Source organism: Dyadobacter luteus, from assembly GCF_003383615.1.
Lineage (GTDB): Bacteria > Bacteroidota > Bacteroidia > Cytophagales > Spirosomataceae > Dyadobacter > Dyadobacter luteus.
The window spans coordinates 1-24048 of record NZ_QNUL01000033.1; the positions used below are offsets into that span (position 1 = coordinate 1).

A 24048-nucleotide genomic window follows, 5' to 3' on the forward strand; every position below is an offset into this window, starting at 1 on the left:
CCATCAGCTAACGATAAGTACTGCAACTCTCGTTCGGGACTTGCACCCTATAGATATAGAACATGCCTGACACACACAAAAAAACGCCCGGGATCCAGTGATCCGGGGCGCTTGCAAATCTCAAAACTGTATGTTAATATCCCAAAACCGGGGATAACCATTTTTCAATTTCCTCAACCGGCATATTTTTCCTTCTCGCGTAATCTTCCACCTGGTCTTTATGAATTTTTCCAACCGGGAAATAACGACTGTCAGGATGTGAGAAGTACCACCCGCTCACACTGCTGGCCGGGTACATCGCAAAACTTTCAGTAAGCTCAATTCCCAGCTTTTCTGCTTCAAGAATATCAAACAACATTCTTTTTTCGGTATGATCCGGGCAGGCAGGATACCCGGGAGCAGGACGAATTCCCGAATAAGCTTCTTTGATCAGCTCTTCATTCGTAAACGATTCTGCCGATGCGTAACCCCAGATTTCCTTACGTACCTTTTCGTGCATCAATTCTGTGAAAGCTTCTACAAGGCGGTCTGCTAAAGCCTTCACCATAATGCTGTTATAATCGTCATGATCTTTATCGTATTTCTCAAGTAATGCTTCAATACCAATACCCGCTGTCACAGCGAAGCCACCCACGTAATCGGTATGTCCGGTTTCCAGAGGGGCAACAAAATCTGATAGACAATAATTAGGCAGATTGGCAGCCTTCTGCGTTTGCTGACGTAAATGATGTAATACAATTGATGTATCGTTCACCAGTTCTCCGGCGCTCAGATTATCCAATGCAGGCTGACTGATTTTATATTCAAGATGCTGATGCGATCCGTGAGATTCGCTCGCAGCACCTGCTTCTTCAAATGAATGAAGCACGATATCATCCTGAATGGAATTAGCCGGCCAGAATCCGATAACTGCTTTGGCTTTCAAACTTTTATCTCTGATAATCTGCCCCAGAAGAACCGCAGCATCCTCAAATAAACGGGAAGCTTCTTCTCCTACCACTTTATCCTCAAATATTTTCGGGTATTTCCCATGGAGCTGCCAGGTCTGAAAGAACGGAGTCCAGTCGATATAATCAGCGATTTCAGATAGACTGTAATCATCGTAAACTCTGGTTCCCAAAAACTCAGGACGTCTTGCAGTGAAGTTAGCCCAGTCAATTTTTGCTTTGTTATTACGAGCCTTGTCAATCGGTAAATGCGCCTTCTCTCCTCCGCGTTTTGCATGATCTTCCCGTAACTTGGCATATTCGCTCTTGATATCAAGCAACACCTGAGCCTGGCTCACGTCACTCTGAATCAGCTTTCCTGCAACAGGTACAGACCGGGAGGCATCCAGCACATGAATTACTGCTCCTGAATAATTAGGATCAATCTTTACGGCAGTATGTATACGGGAAGTAGTGGCACCGCCGATCAGCAACGGCATTTTAAACTGGCGTCGTTCCATTTCCTTCGCTACACCCACCATTTCGTCCAAAGACGGCGTGATCAATCCAGAAAGACCGATAATATCTACATTATGTTCAATCGCAGCAGCAAGAATTTTATCTGTTGGCACCATCACACCGAGGTCAATAATTTCATAATTATTACAACCCAGTACTACCCCCACAATATTTTTACCAATGTCGTGTACATCACCCTTTACAGTGGCAAGCAATATTTTCCCTGCTGAAGATGATCCTTCCTGTTTTTCAGCCTCAATAAAAGGCTGCAGATATGCCACAGCTTTTTTCATGACCCTTGCAGATTTCACTACCTGAGGAAGAAACATTTTTCCGGCACCAAACAAATCTCCTACTACACTCATCCCATCCATCAACGGTCCTTCGATCACTTCCAGCGGACGTGTAAACATAGGCAGACATTCTGCCACGTCTTCTTCTATGTAATCTGCGTTGCCTTTCACAAGCGCATGACTGATACGTTCTGCAACAGGTAAAGTTCTCCATGTAAGATCAGGTCCCGAAGCAACCTTTCCCTTATCTTTCACTGTTTCTGCAAAAGTGATAAGCCTGTCGGTTGCATCTTCTCTGCGGTTAAGCAATACATCTTCAACCAGTTCCAGGGTTTCCTTCGGAATTTCATCATAGATTCCCAGCTGGCCTGCATTCACAATTCCCATGTCCATTCCTGCCTTCACAGCATGGTAAAGGAAAGCGGTATGTATAGCCTCCCTTACAGGCTCATTTCCTCTGAAACTGAAAGAAACATTGGATACACCACCTGAAACCTTGGCATAAGGCAGATTCTCTTTGATCCATCTTGTTGCATTGATGAAGTCGACTGCATAATTATTATGCTCTTCCATACCCGTTGCAACCGTAAGAATATTAGGGTCAAAAATGATATCCTGAGCCGGAAAACCCACTTCGTCAACCAAAATACGGTAGGCACGCTCACATATTTCAATACGGCGTTCATAGTTATCAGCCTGACCGTTTTCATCGAAAGCCATAATTACGGCAGCAGCTCCGTAACGCAACACATTACGTGCCAATTCTTTGAATTTCTCCTCTCCTTCCTTAAGTGAAATTGAGTTCACGATCGCTTTCCCCTGCACGCATTTCAAACCCGCCTCGATCACCTCCCATTTAGAGGAGTCGATCATCAATGGCACACGGGAAATATCAGGTTCCGCAGCCATCAGGTTCAGGAATGTCTTCATCGCCTCCACCCCATCAATCATCCCTTCATCCACGTTAACATCAATCACCTGCGCTCCATTCTCCACCTGATCGCGCGCCACAGAAAGTGCAGCGTCGTAGTCACCCGTACGAATAAGACGGGCAAACATTTTAGAACCCGACACGTTACATCTTTCACCAATGTTCACAAAGTTTGCATTCGGTGTAATGTTCATCGGTTCCAGACCCGACAACTTTAGAATCGGGTCTGCATTATCGACTGGTCTTGGTGTATACTTCGCAGCCAGATCAGCAATGACACGGATATGCCCCGGTGTGGTACCGCAGCAGCCACCAATTATATTTACCAGATTGTCTTTCAGAAATCCTTCAACCACCTCACCCATTTGCTCAGGCGATTCGTCGTATTCCCCCATTTCATTAGGAAGCCCCGCATTCGGGTGAGCCGATGTGAAAAATGGTGAGTGATCTGCCAGAATCTGTACATAAGGACGCATCAGATCTGCTCCGAGCGCACAGTTGAGTCCTACTGAAAGTAAAGGCAAATGCGAGATGGATGTCAGGAATGCTTCCGTTGTCTGTCCCGAAAGTGTTCTTCCTGAGGCATCGGTAATTGTTCCGGACACCATGATAGGCAATGCTCCATCCTCACCTACTCTCCAGGATGCGAGCCGCTCTACTTTACCAAGTTTAGCATCAGCAAAAAATTTATCGATTGCAAAAAGAGCAGCTTTCGCATTCAATGTATCAAAAACAGTTTCTACCAAAAGGACATCACTTCCTCCGTCCGTCAAGCCTTTAACCTGTTCGTAATAAGCTTCAACAAGCTGGTCAAAACTTACAGCTCTGTACCCCGGATTGTTCACATCCGGCGACAAGGACGCGGTACGGTTCGTTGGCCCTATCGATCCTGCTACAAAACGTGGCTTATCCGGATTTTTTTCAGTGAACTCGTCCGCTACCTCACGCGCCAGACGGGCCGACTCAAAATTCAGTTCGTATACGAGCTCTTCCATTCCATAGTCAGCCATGGCAATGGTAGTCCCCGAAAATGTATTTGTCTCTGCAATATCAGCGCCTGCCTCAAAATAGGCTGCGTGTATTTCTTTAATTACATCGGGACGAGTGAGCGAAAGCAAGTCGTTATTCCCTTTTACGTCATGCGCCCAATCTTTAAACCGCTCACCGCTGTAATCATAATCTTCTAGTTTGTAGCGTTGTATCATCGTACCCATGGCACCATCCAGTACCAGAATACGACTCTTCAAAATTTCACGAATATCATTTTGCTTTGTAGCTACCATTATTTCAATTTCCGTTAGTTCAATTGGCTTACATACGGCAGAAATGCAGTATGTAATATTTCTATAATACAAATTTACTGCAATAGATGTTTTATTCAATAAAATGAAAAAAATCAGATTATTAGTCTGGACTTAAACTCGTTTTACCATAATTTATCGCATCTTTGGATGGATTAAAAGTGAATAAAGATATTCTATCTATGCACAATCTCGACGAAACAGACGCGAAAATACTTCAATACCTTCAGCAGGATGCAACTTTAAAAACACGTGAACTGGCAGAAAAGCTAAACCTCTCCTATACACCAGTTTACGAACGTGTAAGAAGATTGGAAAAGGAAGGTGTTATCAGAAAATATGTAGCTCTTGTTGATCGTGAAAAGGTCGGTAAGAAGCTGATGGCATTCTGTAACATTGCTTTAAAGGAACACTCTAAAGTGATGGGTGAAAAATTTGTGAAAGCAGTGGTTGCCATGCCTGAGGTAACAGAATGTTTCAACATATCAGGTGACTATGACTTTTTGCTCAAAATTATAGTTGAGGATATGTCTCAGTACCAGCAGTTTCTGATGCAAAAACTCGGATCACTGGAAAATATCGGAAGTACACATAGTTTGTTTGTGATGGGAGAAATTAAAAATTCCTCAGAGCTGGAGATGCAGGTACACAAAAAATAAATACGGTACCAGAAGATCCAGCACCGTATTCCAACTCACCCCTAACAAAAATCTTATATATCTGTATAAGGCCGAAACCTTGTTTTATCACTTCAAAACCGCAATTCCCCGCGGTTCATATAGCCTTTACGTCACCTCCGGGAATTGTGTTGCAACATCACTAAAAAAAAATAAAAAAATTTTTTACTTCCTCTGCAACAGATAGGTTATACACTGCGTAACTTACTCTAAGAAACATTATCCCTGACAATTTGACGCCCTAACTTTGCTATTTGGAAGAAAAATATCTTTTGATGAGAACGACTTTAAGTCAGTCGTTTCTGCTTGCTCGGCTGGCAACAGTCAGGCACAGCGCCTTTTATATAAACAGTTCTTTGGCTACGCTAAAAGTATTTGTCTTCGCTATACTTCTACAACCGAGGAGGCGGAAGAGGTTTTGAATGAAGGTTTTTTGAAGGTATTCAATAATATAGACCGATACGACGCCAACCATCCATTCAAAGCGTGGTTGCGCACAATTATGGTAAACACCGCCATAAGTTATTATCGTAAACACAAAAAATACAATGAGGATATGGTTTCTCTGGAAGATGCGCCATACCCCCGTTTTGATGAAGATGTTGTGAGCCAGATCACCGCAAATGAAATTCTGGAATTAATCCAGGAGATCAAACCGATTTACAAAAATGTATTTCTACTCTATGTAGTTGACGGTTACAACCATAGGGAAATTGCGGAAATGCTGGAGATCAACGAGGCTACGGTTCGTTCCCATTATGTACGTGCCAGGGCTCGTTTGCAACATTTGATAAAAAAATATTACCCACATCTCTTCCCAAGTGATTGGGCTGTAAAGTCGTTTAAAGGAAATGAAAACTGATAAATTTGAAAAAACTATACGTCAAAAATTAGAGAGTATTTCACCAGACTTTCATGAGGACAACTGGGCCCAAATGCAGCGTTACATGCAGGTTCATAATCCTCCTGGTTTTTGGCAACAATATGGTTCATGGCTTGGATATGCGGCAGCGGCTTCGGTGACCACTGTTATGGCATTCATGTATACGAACCAACTGTCTCAGACGAATGAGTTGAAGCGGGATCTGACTGAACTGAAAAAAGAGATCAGATTGATCAGTGCTACGCCAACGGCTCCTAAGGCTGATACTGTGTATATTGTCCAGAAAGAAATAGTTCGTGAACCGGTACTTGTTTATTCTAAACAGGATACTCAGGAAAGATGGGCAGATGCTACTCCCCAGGATGATGTTAGCGGGAAAGAAATATATGCTCATTCTAAAAACGATGTTGGTGCTACTCCGGGACGAGCGTTGGCTTCTGTACCAAAGACAGGTGCAGGCGAACATAGCTATGAAGCAACTACTAACCGACTTCCAAAAGAAAGAGCAGAACTGGCGCAACATACAGGTAAGCCTGAGATAGCAGAGGATACTGAAAGCAATAAGCATAACACGCCAACGGTCAATAACGCTTCTTTTGCTTCAAAAGCACTTGACGAAAATTTCGACCATATTACTGAATTAGCTCCGATAACGACTGAAAGTGGAAGTAGTCGTACTATGAAATATGCCTTGGCAAGCAGAATGTCGCCTCGCCAAACCAGGAAAGTATGGCTGGCAAGTGCTGCACCTGTAACCAAAGACGCGGTTGATGAAGATAAAAAGGTGGAGAAGACAGCGAAGGCTGACAACATTATACCTCAATTCAACATCAAAGCACCTTACAGAGTCGGGGCAGGATTCCAGTTTGAAGGAAATAATCAGGTAAGAACTGTAGTGGGAGAAGTGCTGATAGCTAAAAAATTCTCCCTGACAACCGGACTTAGCTGGCTGAAAATCAAACCAATGAATTTTAAATCTGAAAAAATATTCAGAGATAAAAACAAAGGCGACTTCAAGCAAATGCATCCGGGAGAAGTACCGATGGCATTTCAGGTACAAAATATTAATGTAAAACCTACTCTTTTACAGATACCGCTTACAGTAGCTTTCAGAAATGATGTGACTAAGGATTTCAGTTATTTCGTAGGAGCAGGAACCAATATTACCCTGAACGGGAAAGAAAAAATCACCTATGACTGCTGGCTTCCATTGACGGGCAAAGAGTTCAATAATCAGTCTTTAGAGCGAAAAATGGACTTGCCTCTTTTCAACTCTATGAATCTTACCGCCGGAATTGAAAAAAGCTGGCATCCCATCGTAGTGCAGATCGAAGGCTATCTTTACAGCTATTTTAAGCCGCTTAATCCCATGGCCCAGAAAACGGGTCCCGGCATTAAAATGAAATTATTGTATCAGATCGGAAAAAAAATGTAAACTCAAAGATCCTCCAACCCGAGGATCTTTGAGTTTTTTGTCTGAAAGCGCTATTTTTGGCTTTTTATTAATCCTTACAATAAGCATTTGAAATTCGCTGCCATAGATATAGGATCAAATGGAGCCCGCATGCAAATATCTTCGGTACTGCAGGATGAGGGCACTTCCCGTTTGAAAAAAGTTGAGTATGTCCGGTTTCCCCTTCGGTTGGGACACGATGTATTTACACAAGGAAAGATCTCTGCTCTGAGTGAAGATCGCATGATGAAGCTCATGCTGGCTTACCAGCTGTTGATGGAACTTCATGAAGTAGAAGATTATATGGCTTGTTCCACATCAGCCATGCGCGAAGCCGACAATGGGCACGAGGTTCGTGAACACATTGAGCAACGGACAGGCATTCACATACAAATCATTGACGGACAGCGTGAAGCTGAGCTCGTTAATAACGTTGTTGTGAAGTCGCTCAGCGAAGGCCAGTACCTGCACATAGACGTTGGTGGAGGTAGCACAGAGCTGAATTTGTATCAGGACAGGAAAAAAATTATTGCAAAATCTTTCAAACTTGGATCTGTACGCCTGTTGGAAGGCAAAGAATCTAAAAATGTCTGGCCGAAAGTTCAGGAGTGGATTACTTCTAATGTCGATTTTTCCAAACCTATTCAGGCGGTGGGCACAGGAGGTAACATCAACAAACTGTTTGACCTATCCTCCAAACTGAGTGACAGATCTACCAGCCTCGCAGAAATCACCCGTATGAAGGACTACATAGCTCAGTTCTCCCTTGATGATCGTATCAATAAACTTCAGTTGAATCCTGACCGTGCCGACGTAATTGTTCCTGCCGGAGATATTTACACTTCAGCTATGAAATGGGCTGGCGCTGAGATTATTCACGTTCCAGACGTGGGTCTTAAAGATGGAATGCTTCAGTTACTTTATGAAAGATCTCTTCGGAAAAAGAAATCCTGATAAGAATAAGAAAACGGCACTGAATGAATTTCAGTGCCGTTTTCTTATTTGTTACGTTTCAATTGAAAAAACCGCTTCAGGTTATTGAACGGAGCTTCAAAACAGTACCACGACAAAGAAGCGACAACCATCAACACGACGAAAGCAAACAACACTCCCGTAAATCCATTGACCGTTAGCTCTATGTGCAGAAAACGCCCTGCAAGCTTGACAATAAGAGGTATTACCAATGCGGGTACGAGCATATGGTAAACATACAATCCGTAGCTTACCTTTCCGATATACTTCAATGGCGAGGTATTCAGTATCTTACCAAAGATGGATTTAAAACCACTTCCATAACTGGCTGTAGCAACAAGGTATAAGCAGAAAACTGACATGGATGTACGGAAAAGAATTGTCTTTAGCATAATTCCACCATACCCGAAGCATATTATTACGAACAGTAACAAAGCAGGTAGCGCAGCAATTTTCAGTATTCTCAGGAATTTTTCAGGTGCATTATTGTAGTACAACACATAAGCCCAAAGTGCCCCCAATCCGAAAGCATCCAGACAAGTTGGCATCAGTACCCCTTCATCCAGACTGTATACCGAAAAAACCAGTCGGGATGCTACACCCAGGAATATAGTCGAGATAATCACCCTCTTCACATATAGAGAAGGTGTAATAAGCATAACAACCGGCCACAGAATATAAAACTGCTCCTCCACAGCCAGCGACCAGAATGGAGATAAAACATCCGACCAGTCGTGCAGTTTTTCTATCAGAAAGTTTGACAGATACAGGACATAATATAACGGATTGGAATAAAGCTGTGTAGATATCTTTGGAATAAAAGAAACGTACTGCACCAGCCAGACCAGCAGCAGTGTAAGATAATAGAGCGGAAAAATCCGTAACATCCGCCTGATCATGAAGTTCTTATAAACTCCTGCAAAGCCCTGTTCTCCGAGATAATTTCTATTGGCCAGGAGGATTCTGGTGATCAGAAATCCACTTAAAACAAAGAAAAGTGTAACTCCTAAGGGGCCGTTGGCAATGCGATTAATCCCCTCACCCTCAGGAAACCAGTGAAAAATAATAACAAGCGCAATCGCGATCGCCCGAAGACCATCCAATTGAGAAATATAATCCGGCTGTTTATGCATAAGCAATTCTAATTCTCAACAAATAAAGCCATTTAATCTAAAAATTAGTTGTCGAGGCGTCATTATACTATCCAAATTTTCAGTCACGAATTATTTTGGTCGGCTTATGGCTTTCGTCAAGCGCAACAAACGTAAAGATCCCCGAAACCGCCTTCTCCCGGCCTTCGTGATACATATGTTCCACGAAAATATCCACCCGCACTTTCATACTTGTATTACCCACATGCTCTACACGTCCGACAAGCTCAATGATGGTTCCGGCTGGAATAGGATGTGTAAAATCGATACGGTCGGATGATACGGTAACACAGCGCAGGCGGGAAAAACGAGTGGCAGTGATAAATGCAATTTCGTCCATCATAGATAAGGCCGTTCCCCCGAAAAGCGTATCGTAATGATTCGTATTATTTGGAAAAACTGTTTTAAAAACGCTGGTTTCCGATTTGTTGATTCTTTCTTCTAAAGTCAAAACTTAAAACATTAAATGGTTATTCATCGGTAGGTTGCCGCGTATGCTCAGGCGTTGTCATTGATTGTCAGGTATCGCAAAGTATCAACTGACTGTAAATGACTAAACCTGACTATAAATGACAATTTACGAGTACCCTATGCCAAATGAGGCGGCAAGTTAATCGCATAAATCCTATTAGCCAAAGCAGACCCGGCTTCATTCCGGTTTCCAGTCCCTTGCCATTGACCTTCTAAATGCAAAAAGAGCAGGTACATGTATATACCCGCTCTTTTCTTAATTGCAATTTTCAGGTTAATCAGGATGCGAAGTCACGGATTAACACATCTTTAAGAGAGGAGGGCTTTTTACCTGTTATTTGTTCTACCACATTATTGATGATGTCAGTATTATTGTTGGCCATCATGCCATATGCCCGCAGCATATACTGAATCATGTCGTCGGGTATTCCGGCGGCTGTTAGTCCGGCAACAAATTGCTCATCAGTAGGATTCGGATAAAAAATCTGCATTCCCATAATTTCCGTCAATATTTCAGCGGCATCATAAAAAGTGTAAGCCTCCGGGCCTGTCAGCGGATAGGTTTTCTTACTATGTCCATCCTTTGTCAAAACAATGGAAGCTACTTCTGCAACATCGTCGGCATCAATAAAGGCAACACGACCTTCTCCGGCAGTTACAAAAATCACATTGTCTTTCATGATCATGTCACCTGCATAGTTTTTGAAATTCTGAGAAAAAACAGAAGGCTTCAGCACAGTATAATCAAAATCGTCATTGTGCAGTTTTTCTGCAATCGCGATGTGCCAGGGCAGATTTTTCATAATTTCCTCCCCCAGCGCAGAAAGGTAAACCACCTTTTTAATACTCTTTTCCTTTAAAAAATCAATAAACGGAGACAATAGATCCACGATCTCCAGATTGAACGGCGGTCCCAACAAAAAAACACTATCAACACCATCTGTAGCTTTTTCAAAACTAGATGGATCTTCAAAATCAAAATAAACGAGATGGTCGGAAATTCCCAGTTGTACTTTTGCACGTTCTACATCCCGCACCGCTGCGTCAAATGCCAGACCTTTTGATAATAGGTTTTGAACGAGGGCTCTGCCCATGGTTCCGGTTGCTCCTGTAACGAGGATTTTAGAGGACATCGAATTATTGATTTAAGAGTTTCGAATCAGAAAAGGCTCCTAAATGTATGAGTTAAGTCAAATGCCCTTGATCATTAACGTGTTGAATCGGCTAAAATCAAACATAAAGCTGAAAATAAGCAAGATGGAATGGTAATTCTCTGTTTCAGTTTCCGGCTTCATTTCGCTCTTTTAATTCCGACAAGATATTTCAGGATTGGCAGTACCGCGTCATTTTGACCTCCAGAAGAAACATTTCTCCATAAAAAATACCAAAAACTCCGCTTGCAGCCCTAACTTTACCCCACTTGTGAATTATACCTTTTACCCATTCATTTAAAATCATCAAATGGAATACCGTATAGAAAAAGATACCATGGGAGAAGTGCAGGTTCCTGCCCATGTATACTGGGGTGCACAGACTCAGCGCTCAATCCAAAATTTCCCTATCGCACAGGATATCAACAAGATGCCGAAGGAAATTATTAAAGCGTTTGCGTATCTTAAAAAAGCTGCTGCCATTACCAACTATGAAGCTGGTGTTTTACCAAAGGAAAAAAGCGATCTGATCGGTCAGGTTTGTGATGAAATCCTGACGGAAAAGCTGGATGACCAGTTCCCGCTTGTAGTATGGCAAACAGGATCCGGAACGCAGTCCAACATGAACTGTAATGAAGTAATCGCTTACCGGGGACACGTATTGCAGGGTGGCGATCTTTCCGATAAAACCAAGGTTCTGCATCCTAACGACGACGTTAATAAGTCACAGTCTTCCAACGACACCTACCCTACTGCCATGCACATCGCTGCATATAAGATTTTGGTAGATGTTACCATTCCGGGTATCGTAAAATTGCGCGATACGCTGAAAGCAAAAGCTGAGTCATTCCGTAACGTGGTAAAAATCGGTCGCACGCACTTTATGGATGCGACTCCTTTGACATTAGGTCAGGAATTCTCCGGATATGCTTCTCAATTAGATCACGGTCTGCGTGCAGTCTATAACTCATTTGCTCACCTTTCTGAGCTTGCATTGGGTGGTACGGCAGTTGGAACGGGAATTAATACACCTGCGGGCTATTCGGAAAATGTAGCAAGACATATCGCTACCCTAACCGGACTTCCTTTCGTAACAGCAGAAAACAAATTTGAAGCTTTGGCTGCGCATGATGCGATTGTGGAAGCGCATGGAGCGTTAAAAACTGTTGCAGTAAGTCTGATGAAAATCGGGAACGATATTCGGATGTTATCTTCCGGCCCACGTTCGGGAATCGGTGAGATCTATATCCCTGACAATGAACCAGGAAGCTCTATCATGCCTGGTAAAGTAAATCCTACGCAATGTGAAGCGATGACGATGGTGGCTGCACAGGTGATGGGTAACGACGTGGCAATCGGCATCGGAGGTTCAAATGGTCATTTCGAATTGAACGTGTTCAAACCTTTGATGGCCTATAACTTCCTTCACTCTGCAAGACTGATCGGCGATGTTTGCGTTTCTTTCAATGATAACTGTGCTGTAGGTATTGAGCCTTTGCATGAAAATATCAAAAAACACGTGAACAATTCTTTGATGCTTGTAACAGCATTGAATACAAAAATCGGATATTATAAAGCTGCCGAAATTGCACAGACAGCTCATAAAAACGGTTCTACTCTGAAAGAGACTGCTGTAGCATTGGGCTATGTAACTCCCGAAGAATTTGACGCCTGGGTAAAACCGGAAGATATGGTGGGAGATAACAATTTCTGATCCTTTCCATCCAATACCATTCAGGTCTCATGCTCGTGCATGGGACCTTTTTGTTTCAATGAGAAACCAGTTTTATACTTATCATTACCCTCATTCTATCAAAATACATTATCTTGGAGCAGCTATTACAAATCTGACAGGATTTAATACCAATGAATATCCGGGAAGAGCTTCTTAAATACCAGGTTCAATCAAAAGCACAGGCAATGCAAATAGCCACAGATGCAGCCGGATCTGAGATGGTACTGGGTGAGTTAATTGATTGTTTTACATCCGGCGATACACGTCTTACGCAGAGAGCCGCCTGGAGTTTGAGTTGGGTAGCACAGAAAAACCCGGAAGCGATACAACCTTACATAGATATTATCGTTAGTCAGATATCCAGACCTGAGGCTCATGACGCTGTTATCCGCAATAGCCTCAGAATATTAGAAGACATCGAAATTCCGGAGCAATTTCATGGTGAAGTTTTAAATGCTTGCTTTGATTTTATCCAGAAGAAACACACTGCAGTGGCTATAAAAGCCTTTTCTTTACATGTAATTTTTAATCTTTCGAAGTTATACCCTGAAATCCGAAACGAGCTAAAACTTGTCATTCAGGAGAACATTGAGTTTGAAACAGCAGCATTCCGATCAAGGGGTAAAAAACTTTTAGCAAAACTAAAATAATAACCAGTCCATAAATCCTCAGCATCATTTGATATATCCGGAAAAGACATCCGTATGAAAAACTTAGTAAATGTAGTTCTGGTAGTATTTCTGTTCACGGCTTGCAGCCAGCAGCAAAGGGTAAGTAACCATACCCCACCGCTGGATTACGGAGATAAAGGTCCGGCGAAATATACTGATCAGCTGATGAATAAGCTGGAAAACGGAGTCGATTTCGTGGCATCTGGCAATGAGCCATTCTGGTCGCTGGAAATCAATATTGATCAGAATCTTACATTTAAAATACTGGAAGGAGATTCTATCACAATAGCAACTCCTTATGGTGTAAAGGTAAAGGACGCGGCGGCTACCAGTTATAAGGTCGAAACGGGGAGGAAAACGATCGAAGTGATTATATATGACAAACCGTGCGAAGATGGTATGTCGGGCAAAGAGTTCCCCAAGAGCGTAGAGGTAAACTACGGCGACAAACGCTTTACAGGTTGCGGTTCCTATCTGTCGGACTACCGCCTAAATGATATATGGGTTTTGGAAAGTATCAACCAAACCGGACTTGACATTACTACTTTCCCCAAGGGTCTTCCACGTATGGAGCTTAATCTTGCTCTGAATCAGGTTTTTGCATTTGCAGGCTGTAATGAATTCAGCAGTTCGATGGAAGTAGAAGGAAAACGGATTCGTTTCGGACGTTTTACGGGTACTCTTATGGCCTGCCCAAATATGAATTTCGAAAGTGAATATCTAAGCAAACTGGCAAACCGTACTGTGCCTTATATCATTGAGCCAGGCAAATTGATTCTTCAGATTGCCCCTGATTATTCTTACTCCTACAAGAAGGTTGACTAAACACCTCTCCTATTGAAGCAAAAATTTTAGGTAATTCACCGGATTCTTGCGTAAATTGTTGGTTGATCTAATCCCCTAACCGACAGCATGTTTCCTGCCATACCCTATCCGCAGCTCCGGCTGTTTTTTGATGGTATGTTATCTATGATGGCGCTGTATGCTTTATTTTCATACACCCAGCATCGTAAACCTATTTATTGGCAATATGCACTCTACATACTTTGTATGATCGTCACCTTCTATTGGGATGATATTGATTATGGCAAAGCAGATTATCTGCCGGGTACAAATTTCAAAGTAGCTGCTGTTGAATCACTTGCCTTTCTCCTCTATATAAGATTTGCCATTTTGCTTATTGATATTCCCCGGCTCGATCCCCTCAGTCATAAGATTCTCAGAGCAATGAATATAATCCTTGCTATCGAGATTGCGGTAGATCTGGGTTTTTATCTCGCTGATGCTACCAATGTAGTAAAAAGCAATACGTATATTTTTTTCCGATGCCTCTTGGCGCTGGGTGCGCTTGTAGTGGTGCCGCGCATACTTAAACTGAGAGAAGTAGCAGTAGGCTACTTTATCGCCGGATCTCTTTTCTTTGTACTGGGTTGTCTGTTCGCACTTACCACCAATTTCTTCCCTCAAATTTTTGACAGAAATCCTGTTAGAGCGCTTTCATTTCCTGTAACATACATGGAAATCGGAGTTGTACTCGAAGTATTATGTTTTACGCTTGGCATGTCTGTCCAGAACAGAAAAAATGAGCTGGATAAAATACAGGTACAAGAGCAGCTGATTGAGCAATTACTTGAAAATGAAAGAAAACAATCTGCATTGATACGTATCAGAGACGATATTTCGAGAGATTTGCATGACGAGCTAGGGGCTGACCTGAGCAGTATAAGTGTGATGAGCTATGCCGCCATTAAGCAACTGAATGGCTCAGGAGCTGCCGCTGAGCCGACGATTAATCTGATCGGAGAGACTTCCAGAAAGGTGATTACCCGCATGAGAGAAATTATCTGGAGCCTTCATTCAGTTCATAACTCTGTTGATAACTTCACGTTCAGAGCTAAAGAAACAGCCTACACCTTATTCGAACATCATCCCATTGCATTGCACTTCGATTTCCCGTCCCAGGAAGTTAATTCACGTATCCCAAACGAAAGTCGCCGGAACCTTTTCCTGGTCTACAAAGAAATTCTCCATAACATTGTAAGACATTCCCAGGCTCAGAATGTATTTATCAGTATAGTGGTAGAAGTGGGTAATCTTGCGCTTACAATACAGGACGATGGTATAGGATTTGTACATGAGGAAAAAGAAAACCTTGGTAACGGACTCGTCAATCTTCAACAACGGACAAATTCCTTTGGGGGTAAATTCCTCATCAATAGCCTGCCCGGTGAAGGAACTACTGTTATTATTGACTGCCCTTTGGCTGGTCATATACAGGAATAATAAGTAACATATTCATGGGATCAGATTCCCGCAAACAGTAAAACAATGATTATTTATTGCCATTCAACACTTACGGAATCTCTTCGCAACACACTTACTGATGCATTATCTCCAAAACATGAAATTCATTTTCACGCGCAGCTGGCATCAGATGCTGACGCAGAAAATATATTCCAAAAAGCAGATTTCATTCTGGGTAACCCACCTGTGAGCTGGTTTGAAAATGTTTCTCAAAATCTGAAATTCTGGCAGCTTGACTCTGCAGGCTTCGACCAGTACGCATCAATTTCTCTACCTGATCAGGTGAAGGTAGCAAACATGGGCAACTGGTTTGCCCGCCCCTGCGCTGAAACAATAGTTGGCGGAGTGCTCGCCCTGTACCGGGGGCTTGATAGTCTGATCCTTCTGCAGCAGAAATCTGAATGGGTGGGTGCAAAACTACGGGCTGACCTTCGCATACTGCATGGGCAAAACGCAATCATTCTGGGCGCCGGTACAATCGGGCAAGCCGTGAATGATATTCTTAAAGGATTTGGCAGTTCCACTCATTTGCATGCCCGAACATCACCAGATGCGACTCTGAGAAGTCGCGAAGAGCTTTTCAATGAGCTACCTCACGCAGATCTTGTCATCAATACGTTGCCTGGTACGGCTGTAAAATTTGCTGATGCAGATTTTTTTAAAACCATCAAAAAGGGAGCCGTGTATGCCAGCGTTGGTCGTGGTAGCACCACTGATGAACAGGCGTTAATCGAAGCGCTCAATACAGGTCATCTTGACGGAGCAGTGCTGGACGTAACCGAAGTCGAACCTCTTCCGGAAGATAATCCTCTTTGGAACATGAAAAACGTGCTACTCACACAGCATACAGGCGGTGGCCGGTCGGATGAACATCTGGGAAAAGTAGATTTATTCCTCAACAACATTTTTGCAATAGAAAATGGCAGTGATATATTTGACCAGATTAATCTGGGAAAAGGATATTGACCCGGATATTACCATTTATGCCCAATAACTAACAGCATGTCTATTACATCAGTAAGCGTAGCCGAACAGATCAGAGAAAAATATTTCAGCCATTTCGGGAAATCAGAAAATTCACCAGCACCACGCATTTTTCGTTCACCGGGAAGAATAAACCTTATCGGTGAACATACCGACTATAACAATGGATTCGTACTGCCTGCGGGTGTCGACAAAGCAGTATATTTTGTGATTACCCCGCGTAGTGATAACCAGGTAATGCTGCACGCGGCAGATTTCAACGATACGTATACCTTCACCCTGGACGACTTATCAAAACCCAAAAAGTCGTGGCCATTGTACCAGCTTGGCGTAATAGATCAGCTTCAGAAAATAGGCAAATCAATTGGTGGTTTCCAGGCTACTTTTGGCGGCGACGTTCCCGCCGGAGCTGGCATGTCGTCATCTGCTGCTTTGGAGTGCTGTCTGTTTTTTGCACTGAATGAGATGTTTTCATTGGGCCTGACGAAGTGGGATATAGTGAAAATGGGGCAGAAAGTGGAAAATGAATTCATTGGACTGCAAAGTGGTATCATGGATCAGTTTGCTTCCACATTTGGCAAAAACGAATCTGTAATGAAGATGGATTGCCGAAGTTTGGAATTTGAATATTACCCGTTCCCGATGGATGAGTATCTTTTGGTACTCTGCGACACGAGCGTGAAACACTCTTTGGCCAGTTCAGAATACAATACACGACGCCAGGAATGTGAAAAAGGAATTGCGATTCTTCAAAAGTATGATTCGACTATCCAAAGCCTGAGAGATGTCTCTCCTGAAACTGTTGAGACGCATAAGGATGAAATGGGCGATGTCGTATATCGTAGATGCAGCTATATCACTCATGAAATTCAACGCGTGACCGATGCTTGCGCTATGCTCGTTGCCGGTGATCTGGAAAGCTTCGGAAAGAAAATGTACGAAACACATCAGGGACTTCAGCATGATTATGAAGTAAGCTGCCCTGAACTGGACTATCTGGTGGACCAAACCATCGACGATGAAAATGTTCTCGGAGCACGTATGATGGGAGGCGGATTTGGTGGCTGCACAATTAATCTGATTAAAAAAGACAGTGTTGATGCTTTTGAAGATAAAATGAAGCAGGGCTACAAATCGGCGTTTGGCATAGATCTGCCATGTTATCGTGTAAAGATCACAAATGGTACCGAGGAACTTAGCCTTTAAAACCTGAGGCTGTTTAAGAATAGCAGGCTCAATTTAACCTAATATCAATCTTAAACCTAAATCCGCCGCATGAAAAGAATTACTTATTTATTCACGGCGCTGGTTGGACTCGCTCTGGCTGGTTGCTCAAAAACCAATGATAAACAAGAGATGATCAGTACCATTTCGAAAGAAGTATTCGGAGAACTTCCCGACGGACAAACAGCAGATTTATATACGCTGACAAACAAAAACGGCATGACTGTAAATATCACTAACTATGGTGGTATCATTACGAAACTCACCGCTGCTGATAAAAAAGGAGAATGGGCGGATGTTGTGCTAGGTTTTGACTCTCTGGCTCCGTACCTGGGCGAGCACCCGTTTTTCGGTGCTTTGGTAGGGCGTTTCGGTAACCGCATTGCAAACGGAAAGTTCACATTGAACGGAACTGAATATAAACTCGCAATCAATAACGGACCGAATTCGCTGCATGGTGGGATCAAAGGGTTTGACAAAGTATTGTGGAAAGCAACTGAAGTAAAGGAAGATTCCACGGTGGGTTTGAAGCTGGAATACACCAGTAAGGACATGGAAGAAGGATATCCGGGAAATCTTAATGTAACTGTGGTTTATACACTTACTAACGACAACTCTTTGAGCATTGATTACACTGCCACAACAGACAAAGAAACGGTTGTAAACCTGACAAACCACTCTTACTTCAACCTTACTGGCTTGAAACGTGATATTCTGGGACATGAAGTAACGATTCTTTCGGACAGCATTGTGCCTGTAAACAAAGAATTGATCCCAACAGGTAAACTGAGAGCAGTAGAAGGCACTCCATTTGATTTCAGAAAAGCTACTGTAGTAGGCGCAGGTATTGATAAAACTGACGACGAGCAGATCAAAAACGGTGGAGGTTACGATCATTGCTGGGTGATCAACCGCACAGACAAAGCCCTGATTCCTTTTGCAACGGTAAAAGATCCTGAAAGCGGTCGTTTTATGGAGGTATTCACTACAGAACCTGCAGTTCAGTTCTACACAGGTAACTTTCTGGATGGCGGTTTGAAAGGTAAAGGTGCCACGTTCGGAAAAAGATTCGGGCTTTGCCTTGAAACAGAGCACTATCCTGACGCTCCGAATCAACCACAGTTTCCAAGCACTTCTTTGAAACCGGGAGATACTTACCGCACTACTACGGTATACAAGTTCTCGGCGAAGTGATAATTCTTGAAAGCAAAAAGCGGGGTGGTAGCAATGCCCATCCCGCTTTTTGCTTTCAAGATTCATTAGTCATTCAAGGAATATTTATTCCTTTCAAATACATTAAACTGTATTTTGTGTTACTCCCGCTAAAATCGGGCATTGCATTCAAGACGTTACTTAGATCCAAATGTTTGAACTTGCTCTCAAACATGTCTGCATCGCTATTAAACCTGTCTGAAACTTCAAAATACACATCTGTCGGTGGCATAAAAACCGGTGTTTTTCCAGCTTTATTTTTTAATAACCCCATGTAATCTCCAATATAATTGATATGACCACTCCGTACTGTAAAAGGAATCGTAAAAATTCCGAGTGGAACAAACTTCGACTGTCCACGATAAATTTGCCAGTTAAGTATGTGATAGTCTCCTTCGGGAAGTTCAACAGCTTTGTACACTACCTTTACTGAATCATCTGTTAAATCCGGTTGAAGAAATGATCCCGATAGCCATGTCCGGACCTTTGTATCAACATTTATAATCTCAATGCTGCAAGTGTAGAACCAAAGATTCTTGGGGGCTGAAAAAGAAATCAAAACTACACCATCAGAAGTGTCGTCGTTACTGAACCTTTCTGTTACGGAGGAGCGAGCAGGCATGTGCTTTACACATGCGCAAAGCAAAAGAGTAAAGATTAAGAACGAAAGAACCTTAATTATTTTCAACGCTGATAAATTAAAATAGGAACGTGAGAAGTTGTAGCTAAGAACTGTGGCAAGATAATAAAGTCTACTCTTTCCAAACTAAACAGATTGTAAATACCCTGCATTTTCTAGCGCAATGGTTTATCTTTGCGCGATAAACTACGACCGAATATGCTTACCAGAACCGTAAAGATCAGCAACGTTACTAACCTTTCCGATGCCCGCTATTGTGCAGGAATGGGTGTTGAAATGCTTGGTTTTTCCATTGACGAAGAGTCTCCTAATTATATAAGTCCTAAGAAGTTTGAAGATATATGTTCCTGGCTTGCCGGTGTTACACTGGTGGCAGAAACTGCTCAGGAAGATCCTGAAAAAATCATTGAATTATTGAATCAGTATCCGGTTCATGCTGTACAGGTGGAAGATCCGGGAATTTTGAGCTATCTGCACAGTGAATTAAATCTTCCTCTGCTACTGCGCGTGAGTGTTGATACTTACGATGCGTCAGAGATCGAATCCATTCTAAGCCGCTATGAGTCCGATGTCTCTCATTTTCTTTTAGAAAGTGACAATGATGCCGAACTTTCCGAAGATTGGATGCAGGTTTTAGGTCACCTTTCTGATGAATATCCCATGCTTACTGGGTTTGGTCTAGACAACGAATTCTCAGTAACTGCACTCACTGAACTTTTCCCTAAGCTGGGCATCGCGTTGCGGGGAAGTGAAGAAATCCGGCCAGGTTATAAAGACTTCGGCAGTATGATGGATATACTGGAGGCACTTGAAGAGCAATAAAAGCACTTTTTCTCTTCTGAAATTCTTTATGGAGAAAGCCATAGAACATATTGGTCAGCCCGCTCATCACTCAAAGCGGGCTGATCATCCTCTCAAAATTTCAAATTACCACTCAAAATAACCTTTCAACACGCTACATTACCGATAATAATTTTCCAGTTTACAGTATCTTGCATTACCAACTACCTTTGATTGCAAATAAACACTGAACCAACTATGGAAAAGAAATTGCACCGCATCCCAGACCAGGCAGTATTCGGAGGAGTAGCATCCGGTATCGCTCAATATTTTCAGATAGACGTTGTCATTATCCGCGTTTTATTCGTTGTAATGTTATTTCTTCCGCTACCTCCAAGTTTCGGATGGACAGGGATTTTATATATCATTTTGTGGGCAGTGTTACCAACAGGACCATCTGTTCCCTATGACAATACTGTAAGTTTCGATTCCCATACATTCAAAACAGCCGATCCGGCATCTGATAAGAAACGTTCCGATCAGACTGTTATGATCCTTGGCGGAGCCCTGATTTTATTTGGAGCAATGATGCTGATTGATGACCTGCCCATTTGGTATCAGATCAAATCCTATTTCTGGCCGATTGCACTGATCGCCGTAGGTGCATTTTTGATCCTTCGTCAGCGTGATAAAACGCAGGAAAGTAACCAGACCGTATATCCGACCACTCCGCCTCCGACAGAGCCTGTTGACCCGGCTCCTGTTGAACCGGATCCACAACCATACAGACCATTTTCATCATCAGGTACATCCTCTCATTTCCCGGAAGATCCTGAAAATAAAAAGCCAGGTGATGAAGATGATGATCAGATTATCAAAGTGAATTAGGCTGGACAAAGCCGCCATAATAATTGATAATTAACCATTAAAACATAGCGCCATGAACTTTAAAAACATTTTCTGGGGAGTCATGCTGATTGTTGTCGGCTCCCTGTTTCTGATCCAGGAACTTACTGATTTTGACTTCGGGAATTATTTAACCCCAATCATCATGATCGTCGCCGGAGGTTTGCTGCTAGTCAAAAACTTTCTCAATTCCGGAACTTCAAACCATTCTAACATATAAACCATGAAAACATCCAGAGGTATTGTTTGGGGAGGATTATTGGTATTGTTCGGGACATTCTGGCTCCTGAGAAACATGAATCTGATCCATATTCAATGGAACGAGGTATTTCCCTACTGGCCGGTGCTGCTAATACTCGCAGGTGTCGTGTTGCTTATCTCCAGAACCGCAGGTGGTGCATCTGGCGGACTGGTTGCCCTGCTGATCACACTGGCCGTTTTTGGCGGTTTGGCGAATAAGACCAACGACAAGTTCAATAACCGTAACTGGAATTTTGACTGGGATGATGACGATCACCACGATAGAAGACATCATCGTGACAACGACAACGAGGATAACAACAACGATGACAACGCTTATCTGGAAGATCGTGGCCGCAAAGATGGCAAATCCATTAACCGGTCATTCCAGTATGAGATGGAAGACTTTGTTCAAAAAGCAACCTTCAATCTGGAAGGAGGCGCTGGCTCCTTTTCGCTGAATGGTGATACGGATAAATTGTTTGATGCATCCACACGCAGTACATTTATCGGTTTTCTTTCCAACACATCAGTAAACAAGCTGGAAAACAGCGCAACGGTGAATTTGAAAATGGAGGAAGGTAATATCAAGATCAAGAATGGCAAAATGTCCAATGAGGCGAAAATCCGATTGAATACAAAACCGGTTTGGACTATCGATATGGGTATAGGAGCTGGCGAAGGAGATTTTGATTTCACTGATTATCAGCTGGAAAAATTGAAAGTAAGTACCGGTGTAGCGGACATGGACATAAAGTTGGGCGATAAATACTCCAGAACAGCAGTAGATATTGAAGCAGGTGTTGCCTCCGTAAAACTTGAAATCCCAAAGACAAGCGGATGTGAAATGCGGATAGATGGCGCGCTCAATTCGAAAGAATTGGATGGACTGGAAAAAATTAGTGATGGCCTGTACAGAACCAATGGATACGATAAGGCTATAAATAAAATAACGATCAATTACGAAGGTGGCCTTACCAGTTTCAAATTGAAAAGATACTGATACTACCGGACAGGATCTGTTTTGTCCTTTTACACAAATGAATATCTTTGCCGGCTATGGTAAAAGGTATTCATTTTTTTATGCGCCCTGCACTGCTGCTCGTTTGCAGTATGGGTTTCCTGAGCAGCTTTGGGCAGAAGGATAGTAAAGTGCGCTCAACCGTAAAATTGCCCGAAGTAGAACAACGGATGATCAGCCAGGGTCTGGTGAATATTCAGGAACTGGATCCGGCAATTCTCGTTGATCTGAAATATTCTACAACAGATAATTTTGTGGGAAAAGATGTATATGGTGACCTTACCCGTGCCTACCTGCAACCCGAAATGGGAGCACGCCTTGTGCAGGCACACAAACTATTACAAAAAGCCAACCCCGGCTATAAATTTCTTGTATACGATGCTGCCCGGCCAAATTCGGTCCAATACGAACTTTGGAAAGCGCTGGACTTATTGAAAATACCGGAAGCTAGTAAGACTCAATACGTGGCAGATCCTAAAATCGGATCCAATCATAATTTTGGTTGTGCTATTGATCTTACAGTCGCCGATGAGAAAGGTGTGCCGCTGGATATGGGAACAAAATATGATTTCTTCGGACCTCTTGCCTATCCTCGTTCAGAAGCTGAAATGCTGCGACAAGGCAAACTCACGTCCAAACAGATAGCTAACAGAAAAATTCTTCGCGCAGCCATGACACAATCCGGCTTTACGCAAAATACGACGGAATGGTGGCATTATGACGGCATGTCCAAAAAAGCTGCCCGCGCGAAATATGGCATGATTAAATAATCTGCCGGCCCGTGCTATTCTATTTCAAACAACGTATGTAGCCAAAAAGCAGATTGCCGACAGCTCTATTGCCTGTAATTTTCTTCTTGTGCCCCTTCCAACGATAGGGGTTCAACCTCAATGAATTGTCATAGGGTCAAAAAGAGATTATAACCGTGTCTGCGACCGCTCTTGTATTTAGAAACACTGTAATCGAAAGAGATTTCATATTTTTGGCGCCAAACCAAAAGTACAAAACATTGCACCCAACCGACCCGGATGTCGTCACTGCAATCAGGCAGGGTGATGAGAAGGCATTTGAGCAAACTTTTCGCAAGTATTACGAAAGGTTATGCCAGTATGCCTGTTCTTTACTGAAAGACCAGGACGAGGCAGAAGAAGTGGTGCAACACGTTTTTTTTACGATTTGGGAGAAACACTCCGAACTGGAAATCACGCTTTCACTGAAATCGTATTTGTACAGAGCAGTACACAATCATTGCCTCAACCGGTTCAAGCATGCTACGGTACGAGAAGCACACCGCGATCACAGTCTTCATTTTTCAACACAATCCTATGATCCTGTAACAGAAGCTATTCACGCCAATGAACTGGAAGAACGGATTGAAATAGCCGTGAGCACCCTACCGGAACAATGCCAGAAAGCATTTCGGATGAGTCGGTTTGAAGAGCTTAAATACCAGGAAATTGCTGACAAATTGGGGATTTCTATCAAAACTGTAGAAAATCAGATCGGAAAAGCATTGAAAATCCTACGCATTGAATTGGCTGCTTACCTGCCTTCGATGTTCGTTTCTTTTTATTTATTTATCCAACAACTAATCGAACCGTAA

General features: G+C 42.7%; 22 protein-coding genes. 17 read left to right on the forward strand and 5 right to left on the reverse strand.

The window, feature by feature from the left end:
- Positions 1-133 precede the first annotated feature (133 nt).
- Positions 134-3952, reverse strand: coding sequence for a methionine synthase (gene metH / locus DSL64_RS25400; RefSeq protein WP_115833770.1), 3819 nt, complete (start codon positions 3950-3952; stop codon positions 134-136).
- A 200-nt stretch (positions 3953-4152) separates the two neighbouring features.
- Here metH and DSL64_RS25405 point away from each other — a divergent pair, with 200 nt between their 5' ends.
- The 4 genes from DSL64_RS25405 (at position 4153) to DSL64_RS25420 (ending at position 7937) form a co-directional block, all read left to right on the forward strand.
- Complete coding sequence (locus tag DSL64_RS25405; RefSeq protein ID WP_115833771.1) at positions 4153-4629, forward strand: Lrp/AsnC family transcriptional regulator; 477 nt, start codon at positions 4153-4155, stop codon at positions 4627-4629.
- A gap of 265 nt (positions 4630-4894) precedes the next feature.
- The gene (locus tag DSL64_RS25410; protein ID WP_115833772.1) at positions 4895-5509 is read left to right on the forward strand and encodes an RNA polymerase sigma factor; all 615 of its coding nucleotides are present in this window, start codon (positions 4895-4897) and stop codon (positions 5507-5509) included.
- Positions 5499-6965, forward strand: coding sequence for a hypothetical protein (locus DSL64_RS25415; protein ID WP_115833773.1), 1467 nt, complete (start codon positions 5499-5501; stop codon positions 6963-6965). The genes DSL64_RS25410 and DSL64_RS25415 overlap by 11 nt, the downstream gene beginning before the upstream one ends.
- An 87-nt stretch (positions 6966-7052) precedes the next feature.
- Positions 7053-7937, forward strand: coding sequence for a Ppx/GppA phosphatase family protein (locus DSL64_RS25420; protein ID WP_115833774.1), 885 nt, complete (start codon positions 7053-7055; stop codon positions 7935-7937).
- Positions 7938-7981: 44 nt separating this feature from the next.
- On the opposite strand, the gene DSL64_RS25425 is transcribed toward DSL64_RS25420, so the two are convergent.
- The 3 genes from DSL64_RS25425 to DSL64_RS25435 form a co-directional block, all read right to left on the reverse strand.
- A complete protein-coding gene (locus DSL64_RS25425; protein WP_115833775.1) occupies positions 7982-9088 on the reverse strand; it encodes an acyltransferase family protein in 1107 nt (368 codons plus the stop codon).
- Between the two features lie 79 nt (positions 9089-9167).
- A complete protein-coding gene (locus tag DSL64_RS25430; RefSeq protein ID WP_115833776.1) occupies positions 9168-9557 on the reverse strand; it encodes an acyl-CoA thioesterase in 390 nt (129 codons plus the stop codon).
- Positions 9558-9855: 298 nt separating this feature from the next.
- The gene (locus DSL64_RS25435; protein ID WP_115833777.1) at positions 9856-10710 is read right to left on the reverse strand and encodes an SDR family oxidoreductase; all 855 of its coding nucleotides are present in this window, start codon (positions 10708-10710) and stop codon (positions 9856-9858) included.
- A gap of 328 nt (positions 10711-11038) precedes the next feature.
- Here DSL64_RS25435 and fumC point away from each other — a divergent pair, with 328 nt between their 5' ends.
- From fumC to DSL64_RS25470, 7 genes are all read left to right on the forward strand, one after another.
- A complete protein-coding gene (gene fumC, locus DSL64_RS25440) occupies positions 11039-12442 on the forward strand; it encodes a class II fumarate hydratase (protein ID WP_115833778.1) in 1404 nt (467 codons plus the stop codon).
- A 152-nt stretch (positions 12443-12594) separates the two neighbouring features.
- Positions 12595-13113 (forward strand): HEAT-like fold family protein, encoded by a 519-nt coding sequence (locus DSL64_RS25445; RefSeq protein ID WP_115833779.1) that lies wholly within the window; start codon positions 12595-12597, stop codon positions 13111-13113.
- A 54-nt stretch (positions 13114-13167) separates the two neighbouring features.
- Entirely contained in the window at positions 13168-13959 is a 792-nt protein-coding gene (locus DSL64_RS25450; protein ID WP_115833780.1) for an META domain-containing protein, read from the forward strand.
- 87 nt (positions 13960-14046) lie between these two features.
- Complete coding sequence (locus tag DSL64_RS25455) at positions 14047-15417, forward strand: sensor histidine kinase (RefSeq protein ID WP_115833781.1); 1371 nt, start codon at positions 14047-14049, stop codon at positions 15415-15417.
- A 45-nt stretch (positions 15418-15462) separates the two neighbouring features.
- Positions 15463-16404, forward strand: coding sequence for a D-2-hydroxyacid dehydrogenase (locus tag DSL64_RS25460; RefSeq protein WP_115833782.1), 942 nt, complete (start codon positions 15463-15465; stop codon positions 16402-16404).
- A gap of 36 nt (positions 16405-16440) precedes the next feature.
- Complete coding sequence (locus DSL64_RS25465; RefSeq protein ID WP_115833783.1) at positions 16441-17628, forward strand: galactokinase; 1188 nt, start codon at positions 16441-16443, stop codon at positions 17626-17628.
- A gap of 69 nt (positions 17629-17697) precedes the next feature.
- Entirely contained in the window at positions 17698-18840 is a 1143-nt protein-coding gene (locus DSL64_RS25470) for an aldose epimerase family protein (protein WP_115833784.1), read from the forward strand.
- Between the two features lie 73 nt (positions 18841-18913).
- On the opposite strand, the gene DSL64_RS25475 is transcribed toward DSL64_RS25470, so the two are convergent.
- Positions 18914-19546 (reverse strand): hypothetical protein, encoded by a 633-nt coding sequence (locus DSL64_RS25475; protein ID WP_147300418.1) that lies wholly within the window; start codon positions 19544-19546, stop codon positions 18914-18916.
- Between the two features lie 150 nt (positions 19547-19696).
- Between DSL64_RS25475 and DSL64_RS25480 the strand changes: the two genes are divergently transcribed.
- From DSL64_RS25480 to DSL64_RS25505, 6 genes are all read left to right on the forward strand, one after another.
- Entirely contained in the window at positions 19697-20320 is a 624-nt protein-coding gene (locus DSL64_RS25480) for a hypothetical protein (protein ID WP_115833786.1), read from the forward strand.
- Positions 20321-20536: 216 nt separating this feature from the next.
- Positions 20537-21166: a PspC domain-containing protein gene (locus tag DSL64_RS25485; RefSeq protein WP_115833787.1), complete on the forward strand. Its 630-nt coding sequence runs from the start codon at positions 20537-20539 to the stop codon at positions 21164-21166.
- 52 nt (positions 21167-21218) lie between these two features.
- A complete protein-coding gene (locus DSL64_RS25490) occupies positions 21219-21404 on the forward strand; it encodes a LiaI-LiaF-like domain-containing protein (RefSeq protein WP_115833788.1) in 186 nt (61 codons plus the stop codon).
- 3 nt (positions 21405-21407) lie between these two features.
- The gene (locus DSL64_RS25495) at positions 21408-22427 is read left to right on the forward strand and encodes a toast rack family protein (protein WP_115833789.1); all 1020 of its coding nucleotides are present in this window, start codon (positions 21408-21410) and stop codon (positions 22425-22427) included.
- Between the two features lie 56 nt (positions 22428-22483).
- On the forward strand, positions 22484-23215 hold the full coding sequence (locus DSL64_RS25500; protein WP_229217228.1) for a M15 family metallopeptidase: 732 nt from the start codon (positions 22484-22486) through the stop codon (positions 23213-23215).
- Positions 23216-23454: 239 nt separating this feature from the next.
- Positions 23455-24048 (forward strand): RNA polymerase sigma-70 factor, encoded by a 594-nt coding sequence (locus DSL64_RS25505; RefSeq protein ID WP_229217229.1) that lies wholly within the window; start codon positions 23455-23457, stop codon positions 24046-24048.

What these genes read in the sequence shown, in the direction of transcription:
- metH (WP_115833770.1), bottom strand. Translation starts at nt 3,952, where the DNA reads ATGGTAGCTACAAAGCAAAATGATATTCGTGAAATTTTGAAGAGTCGT.
- DSL64_RS25405 (WP_115833771.1), top strand. Translation starts at nt 4,153, where the DNA reads ATGCACAATCTCGACGAAACAGACGCGAAAATACTTCAATACCTTCAG.
- DSL64_RS25415 (WP_115833773.1), top strand. Translation starts at nt 5,499, where the DNA reads ATGAAAACTGATAAATTTGAAAAAACTATACGTCAAAAATTAGAGAGT.
- DSL64_RS25425 (WP_115833775.1), bottom strand. Translation starts at nt 9,088, where the DNA reads ATGCATAAACAGCCGGATTATATTTCTCAATTGGATGGTCTTCGGGCG.
- DSL64_RS25435 (WP_115833777.1), bottom strand. Translation starts at nt 10,710, where the DNA reads ATGTCCTCTAAAATCCTCGTTACAGGAGCAACCGGAACCATGGGCAGA.
- fumC (WP_115833778.1), top strand. Translation starts at nt 11,039, where the DNA reads ATGGAATACCGTATAGAAAAAGATACCATGGGAGAAGTGCAGGTTCCT.
- DSL64_RS25445 (WP_115833779.1), top strand. Translation starts at nt 12,595, where the DNA reads ATGAATATCCGGGAAGAGCTTCTTAAATACCAGGTTCAATCAAAAGCA.
- DSL64_RS25450 (WP_115833780.1), top strand. Translation starts at nt 13,168, where the DNA reads ATGAAAAACTTAGTAAATGTAGTTCTGGTAGTATTTCTGTTCACGGCT.
- DSL64_RS25455 (WP_115833781.1), top strand. Translation starts at nt 14,047, where the DNA reads ATGTTTCCTGCCATACCCTATCCGCAGCTCCGGCTGTTTTTTGATGGT.
- DSL64_RS25460 (WP_115833782.1), top strand. Translation starts at nt 15,463, where the DNA reads ATGATTATTTATTGCCATTCAACACTTACGGAATCTCTTCGCAACACA.
- DSL64_RS25465 (WP_115833783.1), top strand. Translation starts at nt 16,441, where the DNA reads ATGTCTATTACATCAGTAAGCGTAGCCGAACAGATCAGAGAAAAATAT.
- DSL64_RS25470 (WP_115833784.1), top strand. Translation starts at nt 17,698, where the DNA reads ATGAAAAGAATTACTTATTTATTCACGGCGCTGGTTGGACTCGCTCTG.
- DSL64_RS25480 (WP_115833786.1), top strand. Translation starts at nt 19,697, where the DNA reads ATGCTTACCAGAACCGTAAAGATCAGCAACGTTACTAACCTTTCCGAT.
- DSL64_RS25485 (WP_115833787.1), top strand. Translation starts at nt 20,537, where the DNA reads ATGGAAAAGAAATTGCACCGCATCCCAGACCAGGCAGTATTCGGAGGA.
- DSL64_RS25490 (WP_115833788.1), top strand. Translation starts at nt 21,219, where the DNA reads ATGAACTTTAAAAACATTTTCTGGGGAGTCATGCTGATTGTTGTCGGC.
- DSL64_RS25495 (WP_115833789.1), top strand. Translation starts at nt 21,408, where the DNA reads ATGAAAACATCCAGAGGTATTGTTTGGGGAGGATTATTGGTATTGTTC.
- DSL64_RS25500 (WP_229217228.1), top strand. Translation starts at nt 22,484, where the DNA reads ATGGTAAAAGGTATTCATTTTTTTATGCGCCCTGCACTGCTGCTCGTT.